Source organism: Chryseobacterium sp. WLY505, assembly GCF_030846215.1.
Classification (GTDB): Bacteria; Bacteroidota; Bacteroidia; order Flavobacteriales; family Weeksellaceae; genus Chryseobacterium.
In genome coordinates this window covers 448,678-466,497 of sequence record NZ_JAVCWI010000002.1, presented here as the reverse complement: position 1 = coordinate 466,497, position 17,820 = coordinate 448,678, and the positions used below count along the sequence as shown (strand labels likewise).

General features: G+C 37.4%; 20 protein-coding genes and 1 pseudogene. 13 read left to right on the top strand and 8 right to left on the bottom strand.

Going from position 1 to position 17,820, the window contains the following annotated elements:
* Nucleotides 1-26 precede the first annotated feature (26 nt).
* The 4 genes from RAH34_RS07570 to RAH34_RS07555 all read right to left on the bottom strand — a co-directional run bounded on the left by RAH34_RS07570 (nt 27) and on the right by RAH34_RS07555 (nt 3,713).
* Nucleotides 27-935: an AraC family transcriptional regulator gene (locus RAH34_RS07570; protein WP_306595699.1), complete on the bottom strand. Its 909-nt coding sequence runs from the start codon at nt 933-935 to the stop codon at nt 27-29.
* A gap of 121 nt (nt 936-1,056) precedes the next feature.
* Nucleotides 1,057-1,992, bottom strand: coding sequence for an NAD-dependent epimerase/dehydratase family protein (locus tag RAH34_RS07565; RefSeq protein WP_306595698.1), 936 nt, complete (start codon nt 1,990-1,992; stop codon nt 1,057-1,059).
* A 250-nt stretch (nt 1,993-2,242) separates the two neighbouring features.
* Nucleotides 2,243-2,632, bottom strand: a complete 390-nt coding sequence (locus RAH34_RS07560) for a DoxX family protein (RefSeq protein WP_306595697.1) — start codon at nt 2,630-2,632, stop codon at nt 2,243-2,245.
* A 100-nt stretch (nt 2,633-2,732) separates the two neighbouring features.
* Entirely contained in the window at nt 2,733-3,713 is a 981-nt protein-coding gene (locus RAH34_RS07555; RefSeq protein ID WP_306595696.1) for a polysaccharide deacetylase family protein, read from the bottom strand.
* A 90-nt stretch (nt 3,714-3,803) separates the two neighbouring features.
* Here RAH34_RS07555 and RAH34_RS07550 point away from each other — a divergent pair, with 90 nt between their 5' ends.
* The 3 genes from RAH34_RS07550 to RAH34_RS07540 are packed head-to-tail and all read left to right on the top strand — an operon-like array spanning nt 3,804 to nt 5,415.
* Nucleotides 3,804-4,658, top strand: a complete 855-nt coding sequence (locus tag RAH34_RS07550; RefSeq protein WP_306595695.1) for an AraC family transcriptional regulator — start codon at nt 3,804-3,806, stop codon at nt 4,656-4,658.
* 50 nt (nt 4,659-4,708) lie between these two features.
* Nucleotides 4,709-5,176, top strand: coding sequence for an NUDIX domain-containing protein (locus RAH34_RS07545; RefSeq protein ID WP_306595694.1), 468 nt, complete (start codon nt 4,709-4,711; stop codon nt 5,174-5,176).
* Nucleotides 5,177-5,187: 11 nt separating this feature from the next.
* Nucleotides 5,188-5,415 (top strand): hypothetical protein, encoded by a 228-nt coding sequence (locus RAH34_RS07540; protein WP_162800885.1) that lies wholly within the window; start codon nt 5,188-5,190, stop codon nt 5,413-5,415.
* Between the two features lie 62 nt (nt 5,416-5,477).
* Here RAH34_RS07540 and RAH34_RS07535 read toward each other — a convergent pair whose 3' ends face one another.
* Entirely contained in the window at nt 5,478-5,969 is a 492-nt protein-coding gene (locus RAH34_RS07535) for a hypothetical protein (protein ID WP_306595693.1), read from the bottom strand.
* A gap of 163 nt (nt 5,970-6,132) precedes the next feature.
* On the opposite strand from RAH34_RS07535, the gene RAH34_RS07530 reads away from it, so the two are divergent.
* Together RAH34_RS07530 and RAH34_RS07525 are read left to right on the top strand one after the other, a co-directional pair.
* Complete coding sequence (locus tag RAH34_RS07530; RefSeq protein ID WP_306595692.1) at nt 6,133-7,392, top strand: hypothetical protein; 1,260 nt, start codon at nt 6,133-6,135, stop codon at nt 7,390-7,392.
* A 322-nt stretch (nt 7,393-7,714) separates the two neighbouring features.
* The gene (locus RAH34_RS07525) at nt 7,715-8,200 is read left to right on the top strand and encodes a hypothetical protein (RefSeq protein WP_034697952.1); all 486 of its coding nucleotides are present in this window, start codon (nt 7,715-7,717) and stop codon (nt 8,198-8,200) included.
* A gap of 66 nt (nt 8,201-8,266) precedes the next feature.
* On the opposite strand, the gene RAH34_RS07520 is transcribed toward RAH34_RS07525, so the two are convergent.
* Nucleotides 8,267-8,656, bottom strand: coding sequence for a Fur family transcriptional regulator (locus RAH34_RS07520; RefSeq protein ID WP_114820230.1), 390 nt, complete (start codon nt 8,654-8,656; stop codon nt 8,267-8,269).
* An 86-nt stretch (nt 8,657-8,742) separates the two neighbouring features.
* Here RAH34_RS07520 and RAH34_RS07515 point away from each other — a divergent pair, with 86 nt between their 5' ends.
* From RAH34_RS07515 to RAH34_RS07495, 5 genes and pseudogenes are all read left to right on the top strand, one after another.
* A complete protein-coding gene (locus RAH34_RS07515; RefSeq protein WP_306595691.1) occupies nt 8,743-9,081 on the top strand; it encodes a MerC domain-containing protein in 339 nt (112 codons plus the stop codon).
* A 4-nt stretch (nt 9,082-9,085) separates the two neighbouring features.
* The gene (locus tag RAH34_RS07510; protein ID WP_306595690.1) at nt 9,086-10,288 is read left to right on the top strand and encodes a GTP-binding protein; all 1,203 of its coding nucleotides are present in this window, start codon (nt 9,086-9,088) and stop codon (nt 10,286-10,288) included.
* 78 nt (nt 10,289-10,366) lie between these two features.
* Entirely contained in the window at nt 10,367-11,761 is a 1,395-nt protein-coding gene (locus tag RAH34_RS07505; protein ID WP_306595689.1) for an alkaline phosphatase, read from the top strand.
* 216 nt (nt 11,762-11,977) lie between these two features.
* Nucleotides 11,978-13,303: a phosphatidylserine decarboxylase family protein gene (locus RAH34_RS07500; RefSeq protein WP_306595688.1), complete on the top strand. Its 1,326-nt coding sequence runs from the start codon at nt 11,978-11,980 to the stop codon at nt 13,301-13,303.
* Between the two features lie 221 nt (nt 13,304-13,524).
* Nucleotides 13,525-13,865 (top strand): annotated as a pseudogene (locus RAH34_RS07495) (ABC transporter permease); the annotation flags it as partial.
* Nucleotides 13,866-13,886: 21 nt separating this feature from the next.
* Here the strand turns inward: RAH34_RS07495 and RAH34_RS07490 are convergent.
* Together RAH34_RS07490 and RAH34_RS07485 are read right to left on the bottom strand one after the other, a co-directional pair.
* Complete coding sequence (locus RAH34_RS07490) at nt 13,887-14,711, bottom strand: anti-sigma factor (protein ID WP_306595687.1); 825 nt, start codon at nt 14,709-14,711, stop codon at nt 13,887-13,889.
* A 1-nt stretch (nt 14,712) separates the two neighbouring features.
* Nucleotides 14,713-15,282, bottom strand: coding sequence for an RNA polymerase sigma factor (locus tag RAH34_RS07485; protein ID WP_228411944.1), 570 nt, complete (start codon nt 15,280-15,282; stop codon nt 14,713-14,715).
* Nucleotides 15,283-15,534: 252 nt separating this feature from the next.
* On the opposite strand from RAH34_RS07485, the gene RAH34_RS07480 reads away from it, so the two are divergent.
* The 3 genes from RAH34_RS07480 to RAH34_RS07470 all read left to right on the top strand — a co-directional run bounded on the left by RAH34_RS07480 (nt 15,535) and on the right by RAH34_RS07470 (nt 17,734).
* Entirely contained in the window at nt 15,535-16,104 is a 570-nt protein-coding gene (locus RAH34_RS07480; protein WP_306595686.1) for a fasciclin domain-containing protein, read from the top strand.
* A gap of 79 nt (nt 16,105-16,183) precedes the next feature.
* Nucleotides 16,184-16,894: a ferritin-like domain-containing protein gene (locus RAH34_RS07475; RefSeq protein ID WP_114820237.1), complete on the top strand. Its 711-nt coding sequence runs from the start codon at nt 16,184-16,186 to the stop codon at nt 16,892-16,894.
* Between the two features lie 24 nt (nt 16,895-16,918).
* On the top strand, nt 16,919-17,734 hold the full coding sequence (locus RAH34_RS07470) for a ferritin-like domain-containing protein (protein ID WP_306595685.1): 816 nt from the start codon (nt 16,919-16,921) through the stop codon (nt 17,732-17,734).
* Nucleotides 17,735-17,820 lie beyond the last annotated feature (86 nt).

Here is a 17,820-nt window from a genome sequence, read left to right as displayed (position 1 = left end):
TATGATAAAGTTTACTCATGATAGTATCAATTAAAAGACTTCCTGAAATCTAAAGGAGAAACAGCAGTCTGATTTTTAAATAAGCGATGAAAAGACTGAGGATATTCAAATCCTAAATTGTAGGCAATCTCCGAAACAGACATTGTAGTGGTAGACAACATTTCTTTTGCTTTTTCAATCACTCTGTTCTGAATATGCTGCTGGGTTGTCTGTCCCGTATGAACTCTCAGCATATCACTCAGATAATTGGGACTTATATTCATCTGCGCAGCCACAAACTGTACTGTAGGAATCCCATTGACCAGTAGTTTTTCAATTTTAAAATAATCATCGAGCAACGTTTCAAGCTGGGTTAAAAGATCATGATTCACTTTTTTCCGGGTTAAAAACTGACGTTTGTAGAACCTGTCACAGTATTTTAAGAGTAAATCAATATTGGAAACCAACAAATCCTGAGTAAAACCATCCATATTGGATTCAATCTCTCTGCTGATATTATCCATGATGTCCGTTACCGATTTTTCTTCTTTCTCAGAAAGATACAGGGCTTCATTGGCAGAATAAGAGAAATAGCCATAATCCTTTATAGCAGATGCTAGCGGATATCCCTGCAGAAAATCAGGGTGAATAACGAGTACATTTCCTCTCACCTCAGAAAGTAAAATATCTTCAAACTGAAGTACCTGATTAGGAGCAATGAAATACATAATTCCATCCTCAAAATCATAATAATGCTGTCCATATTTGCATCTTCCAGCACAGTCTTTTTTTATCGAAACTACATAGAAATCTGTGGTTACAGCACTCAGAATAGTTTCCGGATCAACATTCACTTCATTAAAATCAAACACACTGATCAAAGGATTGGAAGGTCTTTTCAAGTTCAGGAAGTTGTGTAATGCAGTGATGGATTTTACTTTTTCGGGAGCTTTCATTTTATTTCTTTTTTACCACCCCGTCAAAAATTCTTTGAATTTTTGCCACCCCTCCGGAGGATGGGAATATTTTGTCCTTCGGTGGTGGTATTGGTGTTTCTAAGGTACTTATTTTAAGGGATTATTTTGTCGTTTGCTGTTCTTTTTTTATCTGTTCAATTCCCTCTCTGTAGGTCGTTACTGGAAATTCCGGAAATCTTTTCCTGAATTTTGAATCATCAAAGAGGTTATTATATTGGTATCTTGGAAGCAGTTCCTGTAATTCTTTTGCATTTTTGTTGAATAAAGAACCTATGGTAAAAGCCAGTTTTGGAATAACAGAATACCTGAACTCTTTGCCATAAATCTGAGAAGCTAAGGCAATGAATTCTTTATAAGTTAATTTATGATCATCCACGGGTAGATGCCACGTCTGTCCATAGGCATCCGGAGTATTTCCTATTAAAGCAGTGGCGCGGCTTGCATCAGGAGTCCAGATCAGACTTCGCAGTTGATCATCTCTTAAAGGTACTTTCAGCTTTTTATTCTCCTTAATTGCATTGAAAATAAGACTATTCGTAATACTCTGCGTTTTTCCAGGGCCATAAAATTCCGGAGCCCTGCAGATTACAGCTTGTATTGTTCCGGCTTTCATCTCTTTTAAAAGCATTTCGGCCATCTGTTTTCTTATCATTCCTTTTCGTCCTACAGGAGCAAATGGGGTTTGTTCTGTTAAAACATGATTGTTTTGAGGATACATATAGGTGTTATCAAAAAACACCAGCTTGGTACCATTGATTTTACAGGCTTCAATAACATTTTTCATGATGGTCAAAAACTGTTTTTCCCATAAACCGGTATCCATAGGAAGTCCAAGGGTGAAGTAAGCAATTTCACTTCCTTTCACAGCTTCAATTGCTTTTTCTCTGTCTGATAAATCTGCAGAAAAAACAGTGTCAGTATCATTTACTTTTTTAGCATTTCTGCTGACAATACGGATATCTGAGGTATAGTTTCTCTTAAGCTCTCTTGCCAGTTCTTCACCAATCTGCCCATTGGCTCCTAATATAGTTTGCATCGTTTTTTTATTTTAAGGGTTATGTATTGCATTGAAAATAAATTGAATATACTCAACAACTATTATTGATGATGCAAAATTGGGGCATAATTATAAAAATAGAGTAGCAAAATCTATGGAAGTTGTAACATAATCTCAGATCACGTAAAAAACCGGGAAAGAAAAGCTGACAAAATTTGAATAATATCCTTCTTCTTATTCTCTCTGTAACCTTTTATATCCCGGTCTTAATCGTTTTCTTTGTTCTTTATCATTTTCTGTCCAAAGCCAGACCATTGTCATCAATTCTGCTGATCAAAATGTAGAACAATCCTGCATAGATCATCTGAATGCCCATTGCTTCCCAGTTTTCAACGGTACTGCTTCCAAAAAGCAACAGGATAATCAGAGAAGCTCCAGCTATAGCAGTAATACGGGTTTTAAAACCAATCATCAGCAATAACCCGATGAGAAATTCTAAAAAGGGGAGTGTAACACCAAAAAGATGGACCAATGGCTGTGGAAGCCAGCTTGTTTCAAAACCTTTCATCATTCCTGAGGCGAAGTCTTGCAATTTCACGAGGCGGACCAATCCATGTCCCAAAAGGTTGATTCCCATCGATACACGCAGGAAAAAATAGGCTGTTTTTGTATTATTCATAGAGGTATTTTTAGGATGGAAGAGCGAAGATGGAAGATAGAAGTTATACAAGTCATAAAACTACTTTACAGACTTCGATAACTTCCTGCATCCAGCTTCCTTACTTATTAAACTTTTCTTCGCTGTTATCAACCGGAGTATCAGCATCATTCATCACCATTTTGGCGATATCATCTTTTCTCATAAAGACGACACCTTGTTTTTCTTTGGTGTATTTAATAAATTCTTCCATGGCATGAACCATTGCAGGTGTTCCTCCGATTCTGTCATGGAAACTGATGCTCATCATTCTTCTTTTTGATGCACCTTCTTCATACAAACGGTCAAACTCAAATTTCAGCTGTGCTAAAAACTGATCAGGACTCCAGTGTTTTCCTTCAATATTAACAATATCATTGTTACGAAGCGTATAAGGAATAACAACAAAGTTTTTTCCTTTTACTTTGGTCATGAAAGGTTCATCATGGCTTAAGTCATCGATATGATATAAAAAGCCCAGATCCTGTAATACTTTAAGGGTATTCGGGCTTCTTCTCAGCCAATTGGCGTTATAACCAACAGCTTTCTGCCCGGTAATCTTTTCAACGACATCTACCCCATGTTTTACAAAATTCAATTCGTCAGCATAGTTCTTATTCCATTGGTTATCCCAGGTAAAACCATGAGCTGCAATTTCATGACCACCGTTGGCAATAGCTCTGGCAACTTCAGGATATCTTTCAGCAGCAGTTCCCACCACATGCGAGGTTACTTTGATATTGTATTTTTTCCATAAATCCAACATGCGGTAAATTCCTTCATTTCCTCCGTAGCGATACCAGCTTTCTGCAGGAAGATCTGGCTGCCCTTTAGGTAGAGGAGTTCCACTGAAAGGACTTTCAGCGCCTTCCGGCTGTCCACCGGTTTCAAACTGCATAGAAACGGAAATAACCAATTGAGCTCCATTCGGCCAGTATTTTTTTGTTCGGATCTGTTTTTCATGCTGCTGCTCTTTTTCTGTTGTAGCCCTTTCATGATCAGAAAAGGACATGAGAACAATTGTCGAGGCAAGCAGCAGTACTGATTGTTTTATATATTTCATTTTGAATGTATTGATAAGGCAAAATTCATCAATAATTCATTGGTATATATTGTAAAAATTAATGGTAAATTTGTAAAAATCCATTCCATTATGAAACGAATCGTTAATTTCAACTCTTTCAATGTTTTCAGTATTGAAAAAGAAAGCTGGGATGTTGAATATCACAATCATAATTTTTACGAACTGATTATCATAGAAAGCGGAAAAGGATTTCATCATCTTAACAGCATTACTTTCCCGTATAAAAAGGGGGATGTATTCCTACTCAGACCAAGTGATGGCCATGAATTTTCAATTAAAAACAAAACGAAATTCATTTATATAAAATTCACAGAGCAGTATATCTGGGAAAATTTACTGCCCAACAAAAAGAATGAACTTAAAAAGGCTGTACAGCTCCTGATGGAAGATCATTCCTTTGTGTACGAATCAGCAATTAAGAGTAAAACAGATAGGGAGCATCTTTTACAGCTTGCCCGGATTCTTCTGTATGAGTTCAGTCATAAAAACACTTATAATAAAGAGATAACTACAGACCTCTTTTCCAGTATTATTACGATTCTGATCCGGAATACAATGCAAAATACTGCTGCAAAAAGCAGGATTGCACAAAATGTAAGCAAAATTGAGAGGATCTTATATTATATCAATGTCAATGCGTTGGATGCTGATAAAATGAAAATTGAGAACCTGGCCAAAGAATTTATGCTGTCTCCGAATTATATCAGCATTTACATCAAAAAAAAGACGGGATTCTCCATACAACAGCATGTCATACAGCATAAGCTGAAGACTGCTGAAAAGCTTTTACTGCAAAGCCATTATAATATAAGTGAAATTGCCGACAGGCTGGGTTTCAATGATGCCAGCCACTTCCATAAAATGTTCAAGGTGTATAAGGAAATGTCTCCTTCTGAGTTTAAAAAGAAAGGTTTATCTTATTGATTATCTGATTAAGTATTTTTTATATCTTTAATAATCAAACCTTTAATCCTATGAAAACAAGTGCAGGTATTTTGCTTTTTAAAAAAGAAAAAGGCAATCTGTATTATTTTTTGGTTCATCCCGGCGGGCCGTTCTGGAGGAATAAAAATCTTGGAGCATGGTCTATTCCTAAAGGCGAGATTCTTCCTGACGAAGATCCATTGGAGCGTGCACTGACAGAATTTAAAGAAGAAACGGGAAAAACAATAGAAGGGAGCTTCATCGAATTATCACCCGTTACACAAAAAGGAGGAAAAACTGTTTATGCATGGGCTTTGGAAACTGATCTTGATACTTCCGACCTTTGCAGCAATACTTTTTCATTGGAATGGCCGCCTAAATCAGGTAAAATAATAGAAGTTCCGGAAGTAGATCAATGGATATGGTTTGATTCCGCAGAAGCACAGCAACGCATCAACACAGCACAGAAGGATTTTATAAAAGAGCTCGAAAGTATACTAAAAATCAATAACACTTAAAAACAAAAACCATGAAAAAATTAAACAGAAAAGCATTGAAAAACGTGATGGGGGCAATCGGTATAGAATTGAATCTTCCTCTTCCAGTGGGCGTTTGTCTTGGCAATCTGCTTTCTCTATGTCCACCTCACTCTCATTGCCGTGCAGATGAAAGGTGCTATCCTGATGCTGCAGGTCCTTGTATCAACGGACTTTGTCCTTCAGGCTATCACTGCCATTCCGGAGAATGTGTACGATAAAAGAGAACAAACAAAAAACCTTTATCAGATCTGATAAAGGTTTTTCATTATAGGATAAGGTTTTACCGCTTTATCCCAATTGCTTTTAATGCACTGGATGTTAAAAAGATATCATCAAATACGGTCAGTGATTCTACATCATTGAATCCTGAAGGAAGCAGGTCATTTTTATTAAAAGACAATTCAATAGAAGGGTCATAAGAGGCAATGATTCTCACTTTTGAGTATCCATTATAATCTACTTTAAATCCTTCAAACATACAGTTCTGCTCGGCCTTCTGATATTCCGCATATTCTTCAAAACCCACAATATCCGTTCTTTTTCCATCATTATGATCCAAAGATTTCCATGCGGTATAATTTTTAGGCTCTTTTAAGATATTTCCTTTACGGTCTACAGGAACAAACATTCCAAGAGTCAAACGCTTCTTTAAGAAATTGGCATAATTATTCATCAGATTCAGAATCTGAAGATCGGCATATCCTTCGTGTGAATAATACTCCAGCACGAAAGTTGTCATTGGAATCAGCTTAAGAGAAGCATCAGTCGGCATATGTAGTCTTTACTTTTTTGGGCGATAAAAATAGTATTTTTATTTACGCTACCCAATGGAAACAGATGAATAGGATGGAATTTATACCCATTCTGAATAACAATAACTTTAGGACAAACTCTGATTTTTCATTATTTTTGAAAGAATAACCATAGAAACCATTATGAAACTATCTGTAAAAAATATCAGAAATTTTACAGATACCAATTACAATATGTTGAATAAGATACTATTGGCAGCCGGAATCATTCAATGCTGCTTCTGCAATATCCAGGCTCAGAGTGCCGGAGCACGCCCGGTCTATACCTCCGAATGGGGTCACCTTTATCGTGAAAATGGAAAAAATAAAGACGTTTTGGGAATCTTTTCTACCGAAGCACCGGTTTACCTCCTGGATTCTACCCAAACCCAATACAAAGTACAGGTAAGCAACGGAGATATTGGTTTTATAGACCGCCAGCCACTCCAAAAGTCTATGCGTGGGAAAAAATCAGCAGGTGAACCCCTACAGTATTTCTATAGAGGAAAAGAGGGATATCAATGTCCCCATTTTTATGTACAGGGATCAGAATTGCGTGTACGAAAGGGACCAACAACAGAAAGTACAGCAACACGAAAAGCGGCTCTAAATGAACTGATTTGTATTGATTATGTTCCTTTATATCAGGATGGATGGGTATATATTGGCGACCATTTCCACGAGGATCCAGAATATATCCAGATGAAATACCTGGGAACAGAACTTACCTACGACCAAATTCTGAAGGATTATCTGGCTGCAAAAGGAAAGAACAAGGAAAAAGAACTGACTCAGGTTGGAAGATTGCGCGAAATCGCATGGCTGGAAGATAAAAATCTTAAACAAGCATTACGCTATTGGAAAGAATCTTATTCAGGGATAGAAAACCCAAAAGTAGATATCGATTTTGAACTTCTTCTGGCAGATCAATTGGCGAAAAAGCCCCAAACTGAAATCTATGAGAAAAAGCTGAAAGGGTTAAATATGCATTTCACATGGAAAGAAACCCAACTTTTTGACGGAAAAATTACAGAGACACAGGTGAAACAGCTGGAAATGCAGAAGGTAAAAGACATTCCCAATACTCCTGAATGTGGCTGGGAACCTCAATATTTTTACAGAACACCTGATATTATTGTAGCCTTTGAAGAATATAAAGGAAAAGTTTCCGGAAGTATTTACAAAATGTCTTTTAATAACGAAGGAGCTGTGATTCTCGGCAATGAACGCATGGATTCCCATTATAATGAAAAGGATTTTGTTACCCGTTTCGGAGATCTGCTCTCAACACGCTGGATTGCTTCTCCTCACGAATATTATATTCAAAATGGAGATGCAGGGGTTTTTATTTTTACATTCAAAGAGGGAAAACTTTTCAGCTATGAATGTATGTTTTATTGTTAAAAAATTCTAATCATTTTTATCAATACAAGTGGGCTTCAGCGGGAACTTAAAAGATACTAAGTTTTGGCTGAAGCCATAGGATTTTATGCACATTATTAAAACGGGCTAAAGCCCGTTCCTATTGAATATTTACAATTATTAATTTTCAGATAGTTTTTACATCAATAGAGGTGGGCTTTAGCCCTCCTAATTTATTAATCATCATGCCAAAGGCTTTAGCCGAAACTTAAAACATTTCCTTAAAAAACTCCATCATATTTTCCTTCAAAAATGATTAAATTTTAAAGCTGTATCTTTACTTCACCAAACAAAATATTACAATATGTCATTTATAACACCAGAAGGAGCCAGGAAGGCTCAGTTATCCCTATCTGAAAGGGCACCCGTTGCTCATTCCATTCTCTCAGGAGAAGAGAATATTTCGAAATACAACAGTGGAGTATGTCATGATGTGGTTGCTTATGCATTGTATATGCGTGGTGCCAGGATAAGTCCTACTCAGCTTGCAGAATCTGCAGGACAAAAATGGTTAACTTTATTCAATTATCCGGCTGGAGAAAAATGGGACGGATACACACCTATTCCTGCAGGAAAAGCCATTGGTTTTTACAGGCTTATTGATAAAACATTCTTTCATTCAGCAATTACGACAGGAAACGGAAATGAAATCAGATCTGTCAACGGATTTTCATTAGGATCAGCATGGACAGTACCTGTGGATATGAAATGGGTATTGGGCAAAAAGAATTCTGACGGAACCTTCAATTATGATGGTACCAAAATAGAAGTCTATATTTCTTCTCTATAACAGAATTTATATTTCAATAAAAACAAAAGGCAGATCAGCATATTCGCTTTTCTGCCTTTTTACTTTTTAAGCATCAGCACATTTCGGGCATATCCCGCTGATGATAAAATTATATTCCTGTGCAATAAAATGTTCCGGTAAGCTGATTTCCGGGATAGCGTTTTCAATGCACGTCACAGAATGACATTCCTTACAGTTAAAATGAACATGATTGTGAAAATGCTGTTCATGTGAGCATTTTCCACTGCACTTAGCAAAATTCACCACCCCGTCAATATTGACGATCTTGTGTATAGCGCCTTCGTTTTCAAGCCTTTCCAACACCCTGTAAATAGTTACTCTATTGCACAGATCTCCCAGTTTCTTCTGAATATCTGAATGGGTTAGGGCTACATCTGAACCATTGATAAGGTTTAAAATTTCCGTTTTGGCGTGCGTATTTCTGACCTGTTTCATATTTTAATGCAACAAAGTTGCGTTATTTAATTTTTTATCTCTACTTTTGCAACAAAGTTACGATAAGAAAATTAATCCATACTATTATGAAATCAAAAATTCTTGATGCTGTAGGAATCTCCGCTGCTGTTTTATGCCTGATTCATTGTATTGTCTTTCCGTTATTATTAATTGTTCCTCTGGGAATATCCCATAACCCTTATATTGATCTGGCTTTTCTTTGCATTGGAGCCGTTGTGGTGTTCAGAATAACGAAGAAAATGGAAAACCGATGGCTGAAGTTTTTATTCTGGGGATCTATAGCCCTCATTTCCATCTCAATATTGACAGATTTTCTGTTTGAAATCCATATTCCTTTGATCTATATGGGAGCAGCAGGTTTAATTGCAGGGCATATCATCAATTTTAAAAATCATAAACATTAAAATCATGACTAAAAAACTTCCTGTAACGGTACTCAGCGGCTTTCTGGGAGCTGGAAAAACGACACTACTGAATCATATTCTTCACAACAAACAAGGATTAAAAGTAGCAGTCATCGTGAATGATATGAGCGAAATTAATATTGATGCACGCCTTGTTGAAAATCAAAATACCCTTTCAAGAACTGAAGAAAAACTGGTAGAAATGAGTAACGGCTGCATCTGTTGTACACTTCGTGAAGATCTTATGGTAGAAGTAGAACGTTTGGCAAATGAAAACCGTTTTGATTATCTCCTTATCGAAAGTACGGGAATCAGTGAGCCTATTCCTGTTGCACAAACCTTTACTTATATTGATGAAGAGAGCGGCATAGATTTATCTCGTTTCAGCTATGTTGATACAATGGTAACGGTGGTAGATTGTTTCAATTTCATGAATGATTTCGGATCCAATGAAATGTTGCTGGATCGTGATCTTACCGATATGGAAGGCGATTACAGAACGATTGTCAATCTTCTGACCGACCAGATTGAATTTGCCAACGTGATTATTTTAAACAAAACAGATCTTATAGATGCAGAAACATTAGGCTTTTTAAAAGCTGCGATCAGGAAACTGAACCCCGATGCGGCACTTTTACATACAGAGTTCGGAAAAATTGATCCTCAAAAGATTTTAAATACACAGCTTTTTGATTTTGATAAGGCGCAGTCATCCGCCGGCTGGCAAAAAGAATTACAATCTGATCATCACACCCCGGAAACTGAAGAATATGGCATAAGCTCATTGGTTTTCAGAGATAAAAAGCCTTTTCATCCTATGAGACTTTGGGAATATCTGAATCATCATTATCCTGAAGGAGCCATCAGAGCTAAAGGATTATTCTGGTTAGCCTCAAGGCCCAACGATGCCTTGAATTTTTCTCAGGCAGGAGGTTCATTCAGGCTTGAAAAAGCAGGCGTTTGGTGGAGTAGTATGCCCATGAATTACAGGGTTCAGTATTCTTCATTTGTAGAAAACCAACAGTTCATAGAAAGCAGATGGGATAAAAACTGGGGCGACAGAATTAATGAATTGGTGTTTATCGGACAGAATCTGGATAAAGAACAAATGTTATCAGATCTCCAACACTGTCTTATTAATGAAAGAGAAAAAGAACTGTTTGATAAAAAACAAAGTTTTGAAGATCCGTTTCCGAAGAATATTTAAAATTAACCTTTAATTAATGCAACATTGTTTCGATAAAGAATTAAATACGATAACTTACAGCATTATTTCAAAAACAATATGGACAGAAGAAAATTTCTAAAAGGATCTGCACTACTTTCAGGGTTATTGACCTTATCACCATCTGATCTATGGAGCTTCGGGAAAAATACCGAACTGCACCAGAAAGGAAAAGCGAAGAATATCATCTTTATGGTAAGTGACGGGATGAGTCTGGGAACACTTTCAATGGCAGATTTGTATTCACGGAACATGTTAGGAAAAGGAAGTAACTGGCTTAATCTGTATCATGATAAAAAGGTAACCCGAGCTTTAATGGACACCGCTTCTGCAAGTTCTATCGTAACAGATTCTGCTGCCGCCAGTTCAGCTTTTGGAGGAGGAATAAGAGTTAAAAACGGAACCCTGAATATAGGACCCAATGGAGAAAAGCATCTTCCCATATGGCAGAAATATAAAAAAGCAGGAAAGAAAGCCGGTTGTGTGACTACAGTAACCATTACTCATGCAACTCCTGCCGGATTCTGTATAAATTCTTCCCAAAGAAATGCAGAACCTCAAATTGCAGAAATGTATGCAGCGCTGGAATTCGATGTGCTCTTAGGAGGCGGAGACGAGTTTTTCAACCCTTCAAAAAGAGAAGACAAAAAAGATCTCTATTCCGTTTACAGCAAAAAAGGATATAGGATTCTGAAAACACAAAGCGATCTGAAAGAAATCAAAAAAGGAGAAAAACTATTAGGGATCTTCAGTACAGGAGCATTACCGTATACCATTGACAGAACGCATCTTACTGAGTATAAAAATACACCAACTCTTGCCGAAATGGCCAATACTGCCATCCACCAGATGAAAGATCATCCAGAAGGTTTTGTCCTTCAGGTAGAAGCCGGAAAAGTAGACTGGTCTGCCCATGCCAATGATGTTGCTGCTCTTATCCATGATCAGCTGGCGTTTGATGAAGCTGTAAAAACAGTCATGGATTTTGCGGAAAAAGATGGAAATACTCTGGTGATTATCACAACAGACCATGGAAACGCCAATCCGGGAACCATTTATGGATCCGATGCTACCAAGAATTTTAACAGCATTTCAGAATACAAATACACCAACGAATATATTCTGAACAAGATTCACAAAGATGATTCGGTAAAAGATATTAAAGACTGGATTTATGAAGGCAATAAAATCACACTGAACGATGATGAAGCAAAACATATTTTGAGTTTTTACAACGGACTTGAAAAAGAAGAAGGACTTTATAATTATAAGAAACTGCCTTTTAAATTATATTCAGAAATTCAGAAAAGCAGGAATTCTGTGGGGTGGATCAGCATGGATCATTCCGGAGATTATGTGGAAGTAGCGGCTTATGGTCCTGGAAACGAGCTTTTACAGCCGTTTATTAAAAATACAGACCTTCATGATCTGATGCTGAAGGCCTGTCTGGTATAGACATTCATATTTTTTCATATTTAATTATTTGGGAGATACGAGGCGGATTGATTGTGTCCGCCTTGTTTTTTTTGTGCATAGAAATAAACTTTCATCAAAATTACATAGTAGGTGTTTTTACTTATTTCACATTAAGTAGAAATACTATTGTGGTATTCTGCCGATTGAAGTAACTTTATAGTACCATCAATTTAAAAAAAACTTAAAAACCGTACTATGAACCATGTAAAATACAGAGTGGGGAAATGGCTGCCCTCAGACAGAAAGTTCCTCAACACCTGGCTGGAAAAAAAAGTAAAACAGGCTCAAAACAGCAGACTTCCAATGAATCCGGCCGTTGCTGATCTCAGGGACGCTATCTACAATGATCCTGTTTTATATATGAGCTTTACCAGCATGTATGATGAGATCCCGCAAGGATACAATGAACCTGTTAAAAACTTCGAAACCATGCTCCTTATTATCAATCAGGTTTTACAGGAAGCGCCTTGCTACAGTGTTATAGAAGATAATATAGGACTTGTAGGATTTCCCATCAATGCGATTGTAGACTGGGCAATGGGAACACAGGCAGGATATTTAACGTTTCTTCATCCCGAAGTGAATCAAAAACTAAGCGTTATTTTAGCAGAATGGAAGACTTTTCTGGAATCTCCGGCATCACAATATGTTTTGGTGAATGGTCCGGTAAACCAGCCACAGCCGGATTACACCAATCCTTTAGGCTGGTTTTCACCACAAGCCCTGGAAGCCATTGCCGCCATGGATCCTTTAAGAGGAAAAGGGAATAATCCTGAAGATCCTTTGCAGAATTTCATTTACAATTATCAATGCCAACCTCATGAACCTTATTTTGGATTCAAAAGCTGGGACGATTTTTTTACCCGTCAATTTAATCCGGGAGTGAGAGAAGTAAGTCAAGAAGACAAAGATCCGTCAGTGATTGTTAACGCCTGCGAATCGGCTCCTTATAATTGTGTTACCAATGCCCAGATGAAAGATAAATTCTGGATGAAAGGGCAGCCTTATTCCTTACTGGATATTATGAACCATCATGAACTGGCTCAGAAATTTGGTGATAACAGCACAGTCTATCAGGCATTTCTTTGTGCTAAAACCTATCATCGATGGAACAGTCCGGTAGATGGTACCATTGTAGCCATTGAGAATGTTCCGGGAACCTATTACGCTGAAGCTCCTATTGAAGGTTATGATCCTTCCGGCCCCAATGATTCTCAGGGATATATCACAGAACTGGCTGCACGTGCATTGATTTTTATCCAGTCAGATAATGATAAAATAGGATTGATGTGTTTTGTCGCTGTTGGAATGGCTGAAGTATCCAGCTGTGAAATTACAGTAAAAGAAGGAGATCATGTTAAAAAAGGAGATCCTATAGGGACCTTCCATTTTGGTGGATCTACCCACTGCCTGATTTTCAGACCTGAAGTCAGTATTGATTTTGACTTCCATGGACAGACACCTTGCCTGAATACCTACAACATTCCTTTGAAAGCAAGAATCGGAGTAGTCACTCATTAGATCATACGTCAAAATCATATGTATCAATCATAGAAACAGAGGATAATCTTCAGTTTCTATGTTTTTTTTATGGAAGTTATGAAACGGTAAAATTTTCCAAAATTCTGTTCTCAAAACATATGAAACGCTTTACACTAAAACATACAACATGTTATTTATCAGCAAATTAAATAGCATTATATACAATTTAATCAAATGATTAAAATATTTGATTAAATTATACCCTTTATGTTTTTGCCGCAATTTATCTTATTGCTTTACTCGGGTTGGGACTGCTCATATCCACCTTTGCTGATACGCAGCTGCAAACCATGTTTATTGCCTATTTCTTTATGATTGTATTTATGCTGATGAGTGGTTTTTTACGAATACCGAAAGTATGCCGGACTGGGCCCGGAAAATGTCTAACCTTACTCCTGTAACTCATTTTATTAAAGTAGTAAGACTTATTGTATTGAAAGGTAGCTGATTACATGAAGTACAAACCGAATTCTTTTATCTGATAGGGTTTGCCATTGTTCTCAACGGGCTTGAGATTTATAATTACAGAAAGACCAATTAAACAAAATGAAATGGGTGAAACTTATATTTCACCCATTACAAACATATTTTCCATAGTTGGAACGCTGCTTCCACCTTCTTTTTCAAGCGTAATAGCAAAAGCCTGAGCTTCCGGTATGCTGGCCAGAGCAATTTTGCTGTCTTTATCTTCGGTGTACATTCCGGCATTTACCGGTTTCCCGTCTTCTATCGCCCAAAGCTGGTATTGCATACCTTCAGGTGCTTTAGGAAGTTTTTCTGCATTCAGATAGACTTCTTTTGTTTTTTTATCCCAGAAAACCATGGCTTTGGCTTCTGTATGTTTTTCTACGCCCTTCAGCATTACCATCTGCATATCAGGATTAGAAAACATATCAATCTTAAGATTCATTTTCTCCATAGCCTGATCCTGATTCTTCTTGTCTGCCATCATCAATGCCATTTTCTCCTGATTGGCAGATTGCGTATTCATCCAGAATACGTTTCCGCCAACACTTACCAGAAATAGTACCGAAGCTGCTATAGCATAGGTTTTCCAGGGAGTGCTTCTCTGAATCTCCTTTCTGTCTGTATTATTTTCTGCCTGTCTTCCTACTACAGGAATATCTGGTGAAAGAGCAGGAGTTATTTCTTCAACCACCTGTTCCTGCTGAATTTTATTCCAGATCTTAGATTTCAAATCACCTGGAGGTGTTACAGCCTGAGCTGTAGCAAGTTGTTCCAAAGTTTTCTGTGCTTCTTCAAAAGCCGCTTTCACTTCAGCATTATTCTTCATCACACACTCCAAAATCCCTGCTTCCTCGGGAGAAGCATGACCAAGAATATAAGATTCTATAATTCCGGATGATATGTATTCTTTAGTGTTCAATTTATTGATAATCTTTTAGCAAATCTTTTAATTTCATCAGTGCATTCCGCATTTTCGTTTTTACCGTTCCCAGCGGTATCTTCAGTTTTTCGGATATTTCATGCTGGGTATATCCCTGATAATAAGCAAGGTTTATAAGTTCCTGCTTGTCTGCTTCCAGATCTTCCAGCACGTTATTAAATCCGATATAATCGGAAGAATTATTGGTAGTTGAAAGTTCTGCAGTATTATATACGAAATCGGGAAGTGATTGGTTTTTAAGCTCATTCTGGAATCCTTTAGACTTTAGATAGTCGATAGCCGTATTACGGGCAATATTGATCATCCATGTATAAAACCGCCCTTTGGAGGAGTCATACTGATGAATGGAGTTCCATATTTTAACAAAAACATCCTGAATAACTTCTTCGGTATATTCTTTAGACTGAACGATTCGAAGAATGATTCCATACAACGCACCGGAGTAGTGGTCATACAGATAATGAAAACCGTTTTCGTTTTTTTCTTTTAATAAAACGATAAGTTCTTCTTCAGAATAGGTTGTTTTAATAATATTTATTTTTCTGCTCAAATGTAATAAAATAAAACATATAGTCAACAAAATCCAATACATATTTTATTTCATACATGTTTTCCTGAGAATTATTGAAAAATATTCAATTTTTAAATAGTATTTCAGAAGTTAATTCTATTATCCACGAAAAATAATCCACTAAAAATCAGATAGTTATAATTTATTTTGTTTTTTTTCAATCTAAAACAAAACCAGTCTCGTAAATGATTTTAAAAACACATTCAATATAATTAACTAAAAATCAACGTAATGAACACACAGTCAAGAATCACAGTTTTAGCAATGGTAGTTTTATCATTTGCTTTCAGCGGGAAGGTAACTGCACAAACGATGAAAGAAAAAACAGTAATGGTAGGAGGAGCTCCTATGTATCCTTCCAAGAACATTATTGAAAATGCGGTCAACTCCAGGGATCATAAAACCCTTGTAGCTGCCGTAAAAGCTGCCGGTCTGGTAGAAACATTACAGGGGGCAGGACCTTTTACCGTATTGGCACCTACAGATGCTGCCTTTGCAAAACTTCCAAAAGGAACGGTAGAAAATCTTGTAAAACCTGAAAACAAAGCCACACTTACTTCTATCTTAACCTATCATGTTCTTCCCGGAAGATACAGTGCTAAAGAAATTTGGGCCGCTGTAAAAGCAGGGAACGGAAAAAGTATGATGAAAACTGTACAGGGAGAGGATCTTACTTTCTGGACCAAAGGAAAAGACCTTTACATTAAAGATGCAAAAGGAAACAGCGCCAAAGTAACAATTGCTGATGTGAACCAATCTAACGGAGTGATTCATGTAATAGATACGGTATTGATGCCATAATAAATTCTAAGATTTCAGACAGCATATTCACTATGCTGTTTTTCTTTCTTTTATATCTAACACTAGAAAAATTAATAGTATGAAAAAATCAATTCAGGTTTCTAATCAAGGTGCCACCCTTGATACCAGCAGAAGAAACTTTTTAAAATTAAGTGGAGTGGGACTGGCCATCGCAGGTCTTACCATCATCGGATGTAATGACGATGATGACTTTCAGATCATAGAAGAATCCAAGTATGATCTTGGAACAGGAGATGTAGGCGTACTCAATTATGCCTATGCTCTGGAACAGCTTGAAGCCGATTTTTATACCAAAGTAGTCAACAATTTTTATACGGGAATTTCCAGTATTGAAAAAGAGGTTTTTACAGATCTCTACCATCACGAGGTGATTCACAGAGATTTTTTCAAAGTTGCGATTAGTGGTGCTACAGATCATGTACTCCCTAAACTTGAATTCCAATATCCGAATGTGAATTTTAATGACAGAAATTCAGTATTGGCTACCGCAAAAGCATTGGAAGATACCGGTGTTGCAGCTTATAATGGAGCGGGAAAATATATTTCCAATTCTGCCTATCTTGTGATTGCCGGCAAAATAGTTTCTGTGGAAGCCAGACATGCCTCTGCCATCAGAAATTTAATCAATCCCGGATCTGCAGATTTCTCGGGAGATGATGTGATAGATGCCAATGGACTTGATCTCGCCAAAGAGCCGAAAGACATTGTAATGGCTGCCGGAGCATTCATCAAAACCCCTTTTACCTGGAAAGAAAGAGGGATCAACTAATCATTCACCTTAAAAACTCACATTATGAATATTCTTAGATTACTGGACAAGCTTTCTGATGATAAATTTTTCACTTCAGAAGCTTCAAGACTGGAAACCATGACGAATATTTCTTTATTCGGAAAAAAAGCAGCTACAGCAGCTGTACCTCTTGGATTAGGAGCAATGATGGCTACTCCAGCCAAAGCAGAAGCTCCCAAAACGGCATTAACAGGTATGGCTTTAAAAAGTACACTAACAGATGCTTTACAACTGGCATTGGTACTGGAATACCTGGAAAATGAGTATTACAGCATAGGATTGTCCACACCAGGATTAATCCCTAATGCAGACAGAACCGTTTTCATGCAGATTTCAAAACATGAATCCGCCCACGTAAGTTTCCTGAAAAGCACGCTGACTTCTTTAGGAACAACTCCCGGAAATAAGCCTACGTTTGATTTTACAGCCGGAGGAAATTTCATGCCTTTTACAGATTATAACCAGTTTCTTATCCTTGCTCAGGCCTTTGAAGATACCGGAGTAAGGGCTTATAAAGGACAGGCAGGAAATGTGATGTCCAATAAAGTGGTGCTTCAGGCAGCATTACAGATTCATTCCGTTGAAGCAAGACATGCGTCACAGGTAAGAAGAATGAGAGCCAACAAAGGGTGGATTGAGCTTGCGAACGGCGGAAGTATGCCTTCAGCCACCAATCCTGTGTATGCCGGAGAAGACAATACCAATCAGGCAGGCTACAACACAGCAACTTTATTTGGTGCTGCGGCAGGTTCTGCAGCGTATGATGAAATTTTAAGTGGCAGCGATGCACAGGCTATTGCTTCCCTGTTCATAGTTTAGTTGTGATTTGGATGATGATAAGTGGTGAGTCCATTTCCGAATTTTCCGGGAATGGACTTTTTTTAATACTTAATCATCAGCCTTTA

Excerpts from the sequence above, each read along its gene's own strand:
- RAH34_RS07570 (WP_306595699.1), bottom strand. The coding sequence starts at position 935 with ATGAAAGCTCCCGAAAAAGTAAAATCCATCACTGCATTACACAACTTC.
- RAH34_RS07565 (WP_306595698.1), bottom strand. The coding sequence starts at position 1,992 with ATGCAAACTATATTAGGAGCCAATGGGCAGATTGGTGAAGAACTGGCA.
- RAH34_RS07560 (WP_306595697.1), bottom strand. The coding sequence starts at position 2,632 with ATGAATAATACAAAAACAGCCTATTTTTTCCTGCGTGTATCGATGGGA.
- RAH34_RS07555 (WP_306595696.1), bottom strand. The coding sequence starts at position 3,713 with ATGAAATATATAAAACAATCAGTACTGCTGCTTGCCTCGACAATTGTT.
- RAH34_RS07550 (WP_306595695.1), top strand. The coding sequence starts at position 3,804 with ATGAAACGAATCGTTAATTTCAACTCTTTCAATGTTTTCAGTATTGAA.
- RAH34_RS07545 (WP_306595694.1), top strand. The coding sequence starts at position 4,709 with ATGAAAACAAGTGCAGGTATTTTGCTTTTTAAAAAAGAAAAAGGCAAT.
- RAH34_RS07540 (WP_162800885.1), top strand. The coding sequence starts at position 5,188 with ATGAAAAAATTAAACAGAAAAGCATTGAAAAACGTGATGGGGGCAATC.
- RAH34_RS07535 (WP_306595693.1), bottom strand. The coding sequence starts at position 5,969 with ATGCCGACTGATGCTTCTCTTAAGCTGATTCCAATGACAACTTTCGTG.
- RAH34_RS07530 (WP_306595692.1), top strand. The coding sequence starts at position 6,133 with ATGAAACTATCTGTAAAAAATATCAGAAATTTTACAGATACCAATTAC.
- RAH34_RS07525 (WP_034697952.1), top strand. The coding sequence starts at position 7,715 with ATGTCATTTATAACACCAGAAGGAGCCAGGAAGGCTCAGTTATCCCTA.
- RAH34_RS07520 (WP_114820230.1), bottom strand. The coding sequence starts at position 8,656 with ATGAAACAGGTCAGAAATACGCACGCCAAAACGGAAATTTTAAACCTT.
- RAH34_RS07515 (WP_306595691.1), top strand. The coding sequence starts at position 8,743 with ATGAAATCAAAAATTCTTGATGCTGTAGGAATCTCCGCTGCTGTTTTA.
- RAH34_RS07510 (WP_306595690.1), top strand. The coding sequence starts at position 9,086 with ATGACTAAAAAACTTCCTGTAACGGTACTCAGCGGCTTTCTGGGAGCT.
- RAH34_RS07505 (WP_306595689.1), top strand. The coding sequence starts at position 10,367 with ATGGACAGAAGAAAATTTCTAAAAGGATCTGCACTACTTTCAGGGTTA.
- RAH34_RS07500 (WP_306595688.1), top strand. The coding sequence starts at position 11,978 with ATGAACCATGTAAAATACAGAGTGGGGAAATGGCTGCCCTCAGACAGA.
- RAH34_RS07480 (WP_306595686.1), top strand. The coding sequence starts at position 15,535 with ATGAACACACAGTCAAGAATCACAGTTTTAGCAATGGTAGTTTTATCA.
- RAH34_RS07475 (WP_114820237.1), top strand. The coding sequence starts at position 16,184 with ATGAAAAAATCAATTCAGGTTTCTAATCAAGGTGCCACCCTTGATACC.
- RAH34_RS07470 (WP_306595685.1), top strand. The coding sequence starts at position 16,919 with ATGAATATTCTTAGATTACTGGACAAGCTTTCTGATGATAAATTTTTC.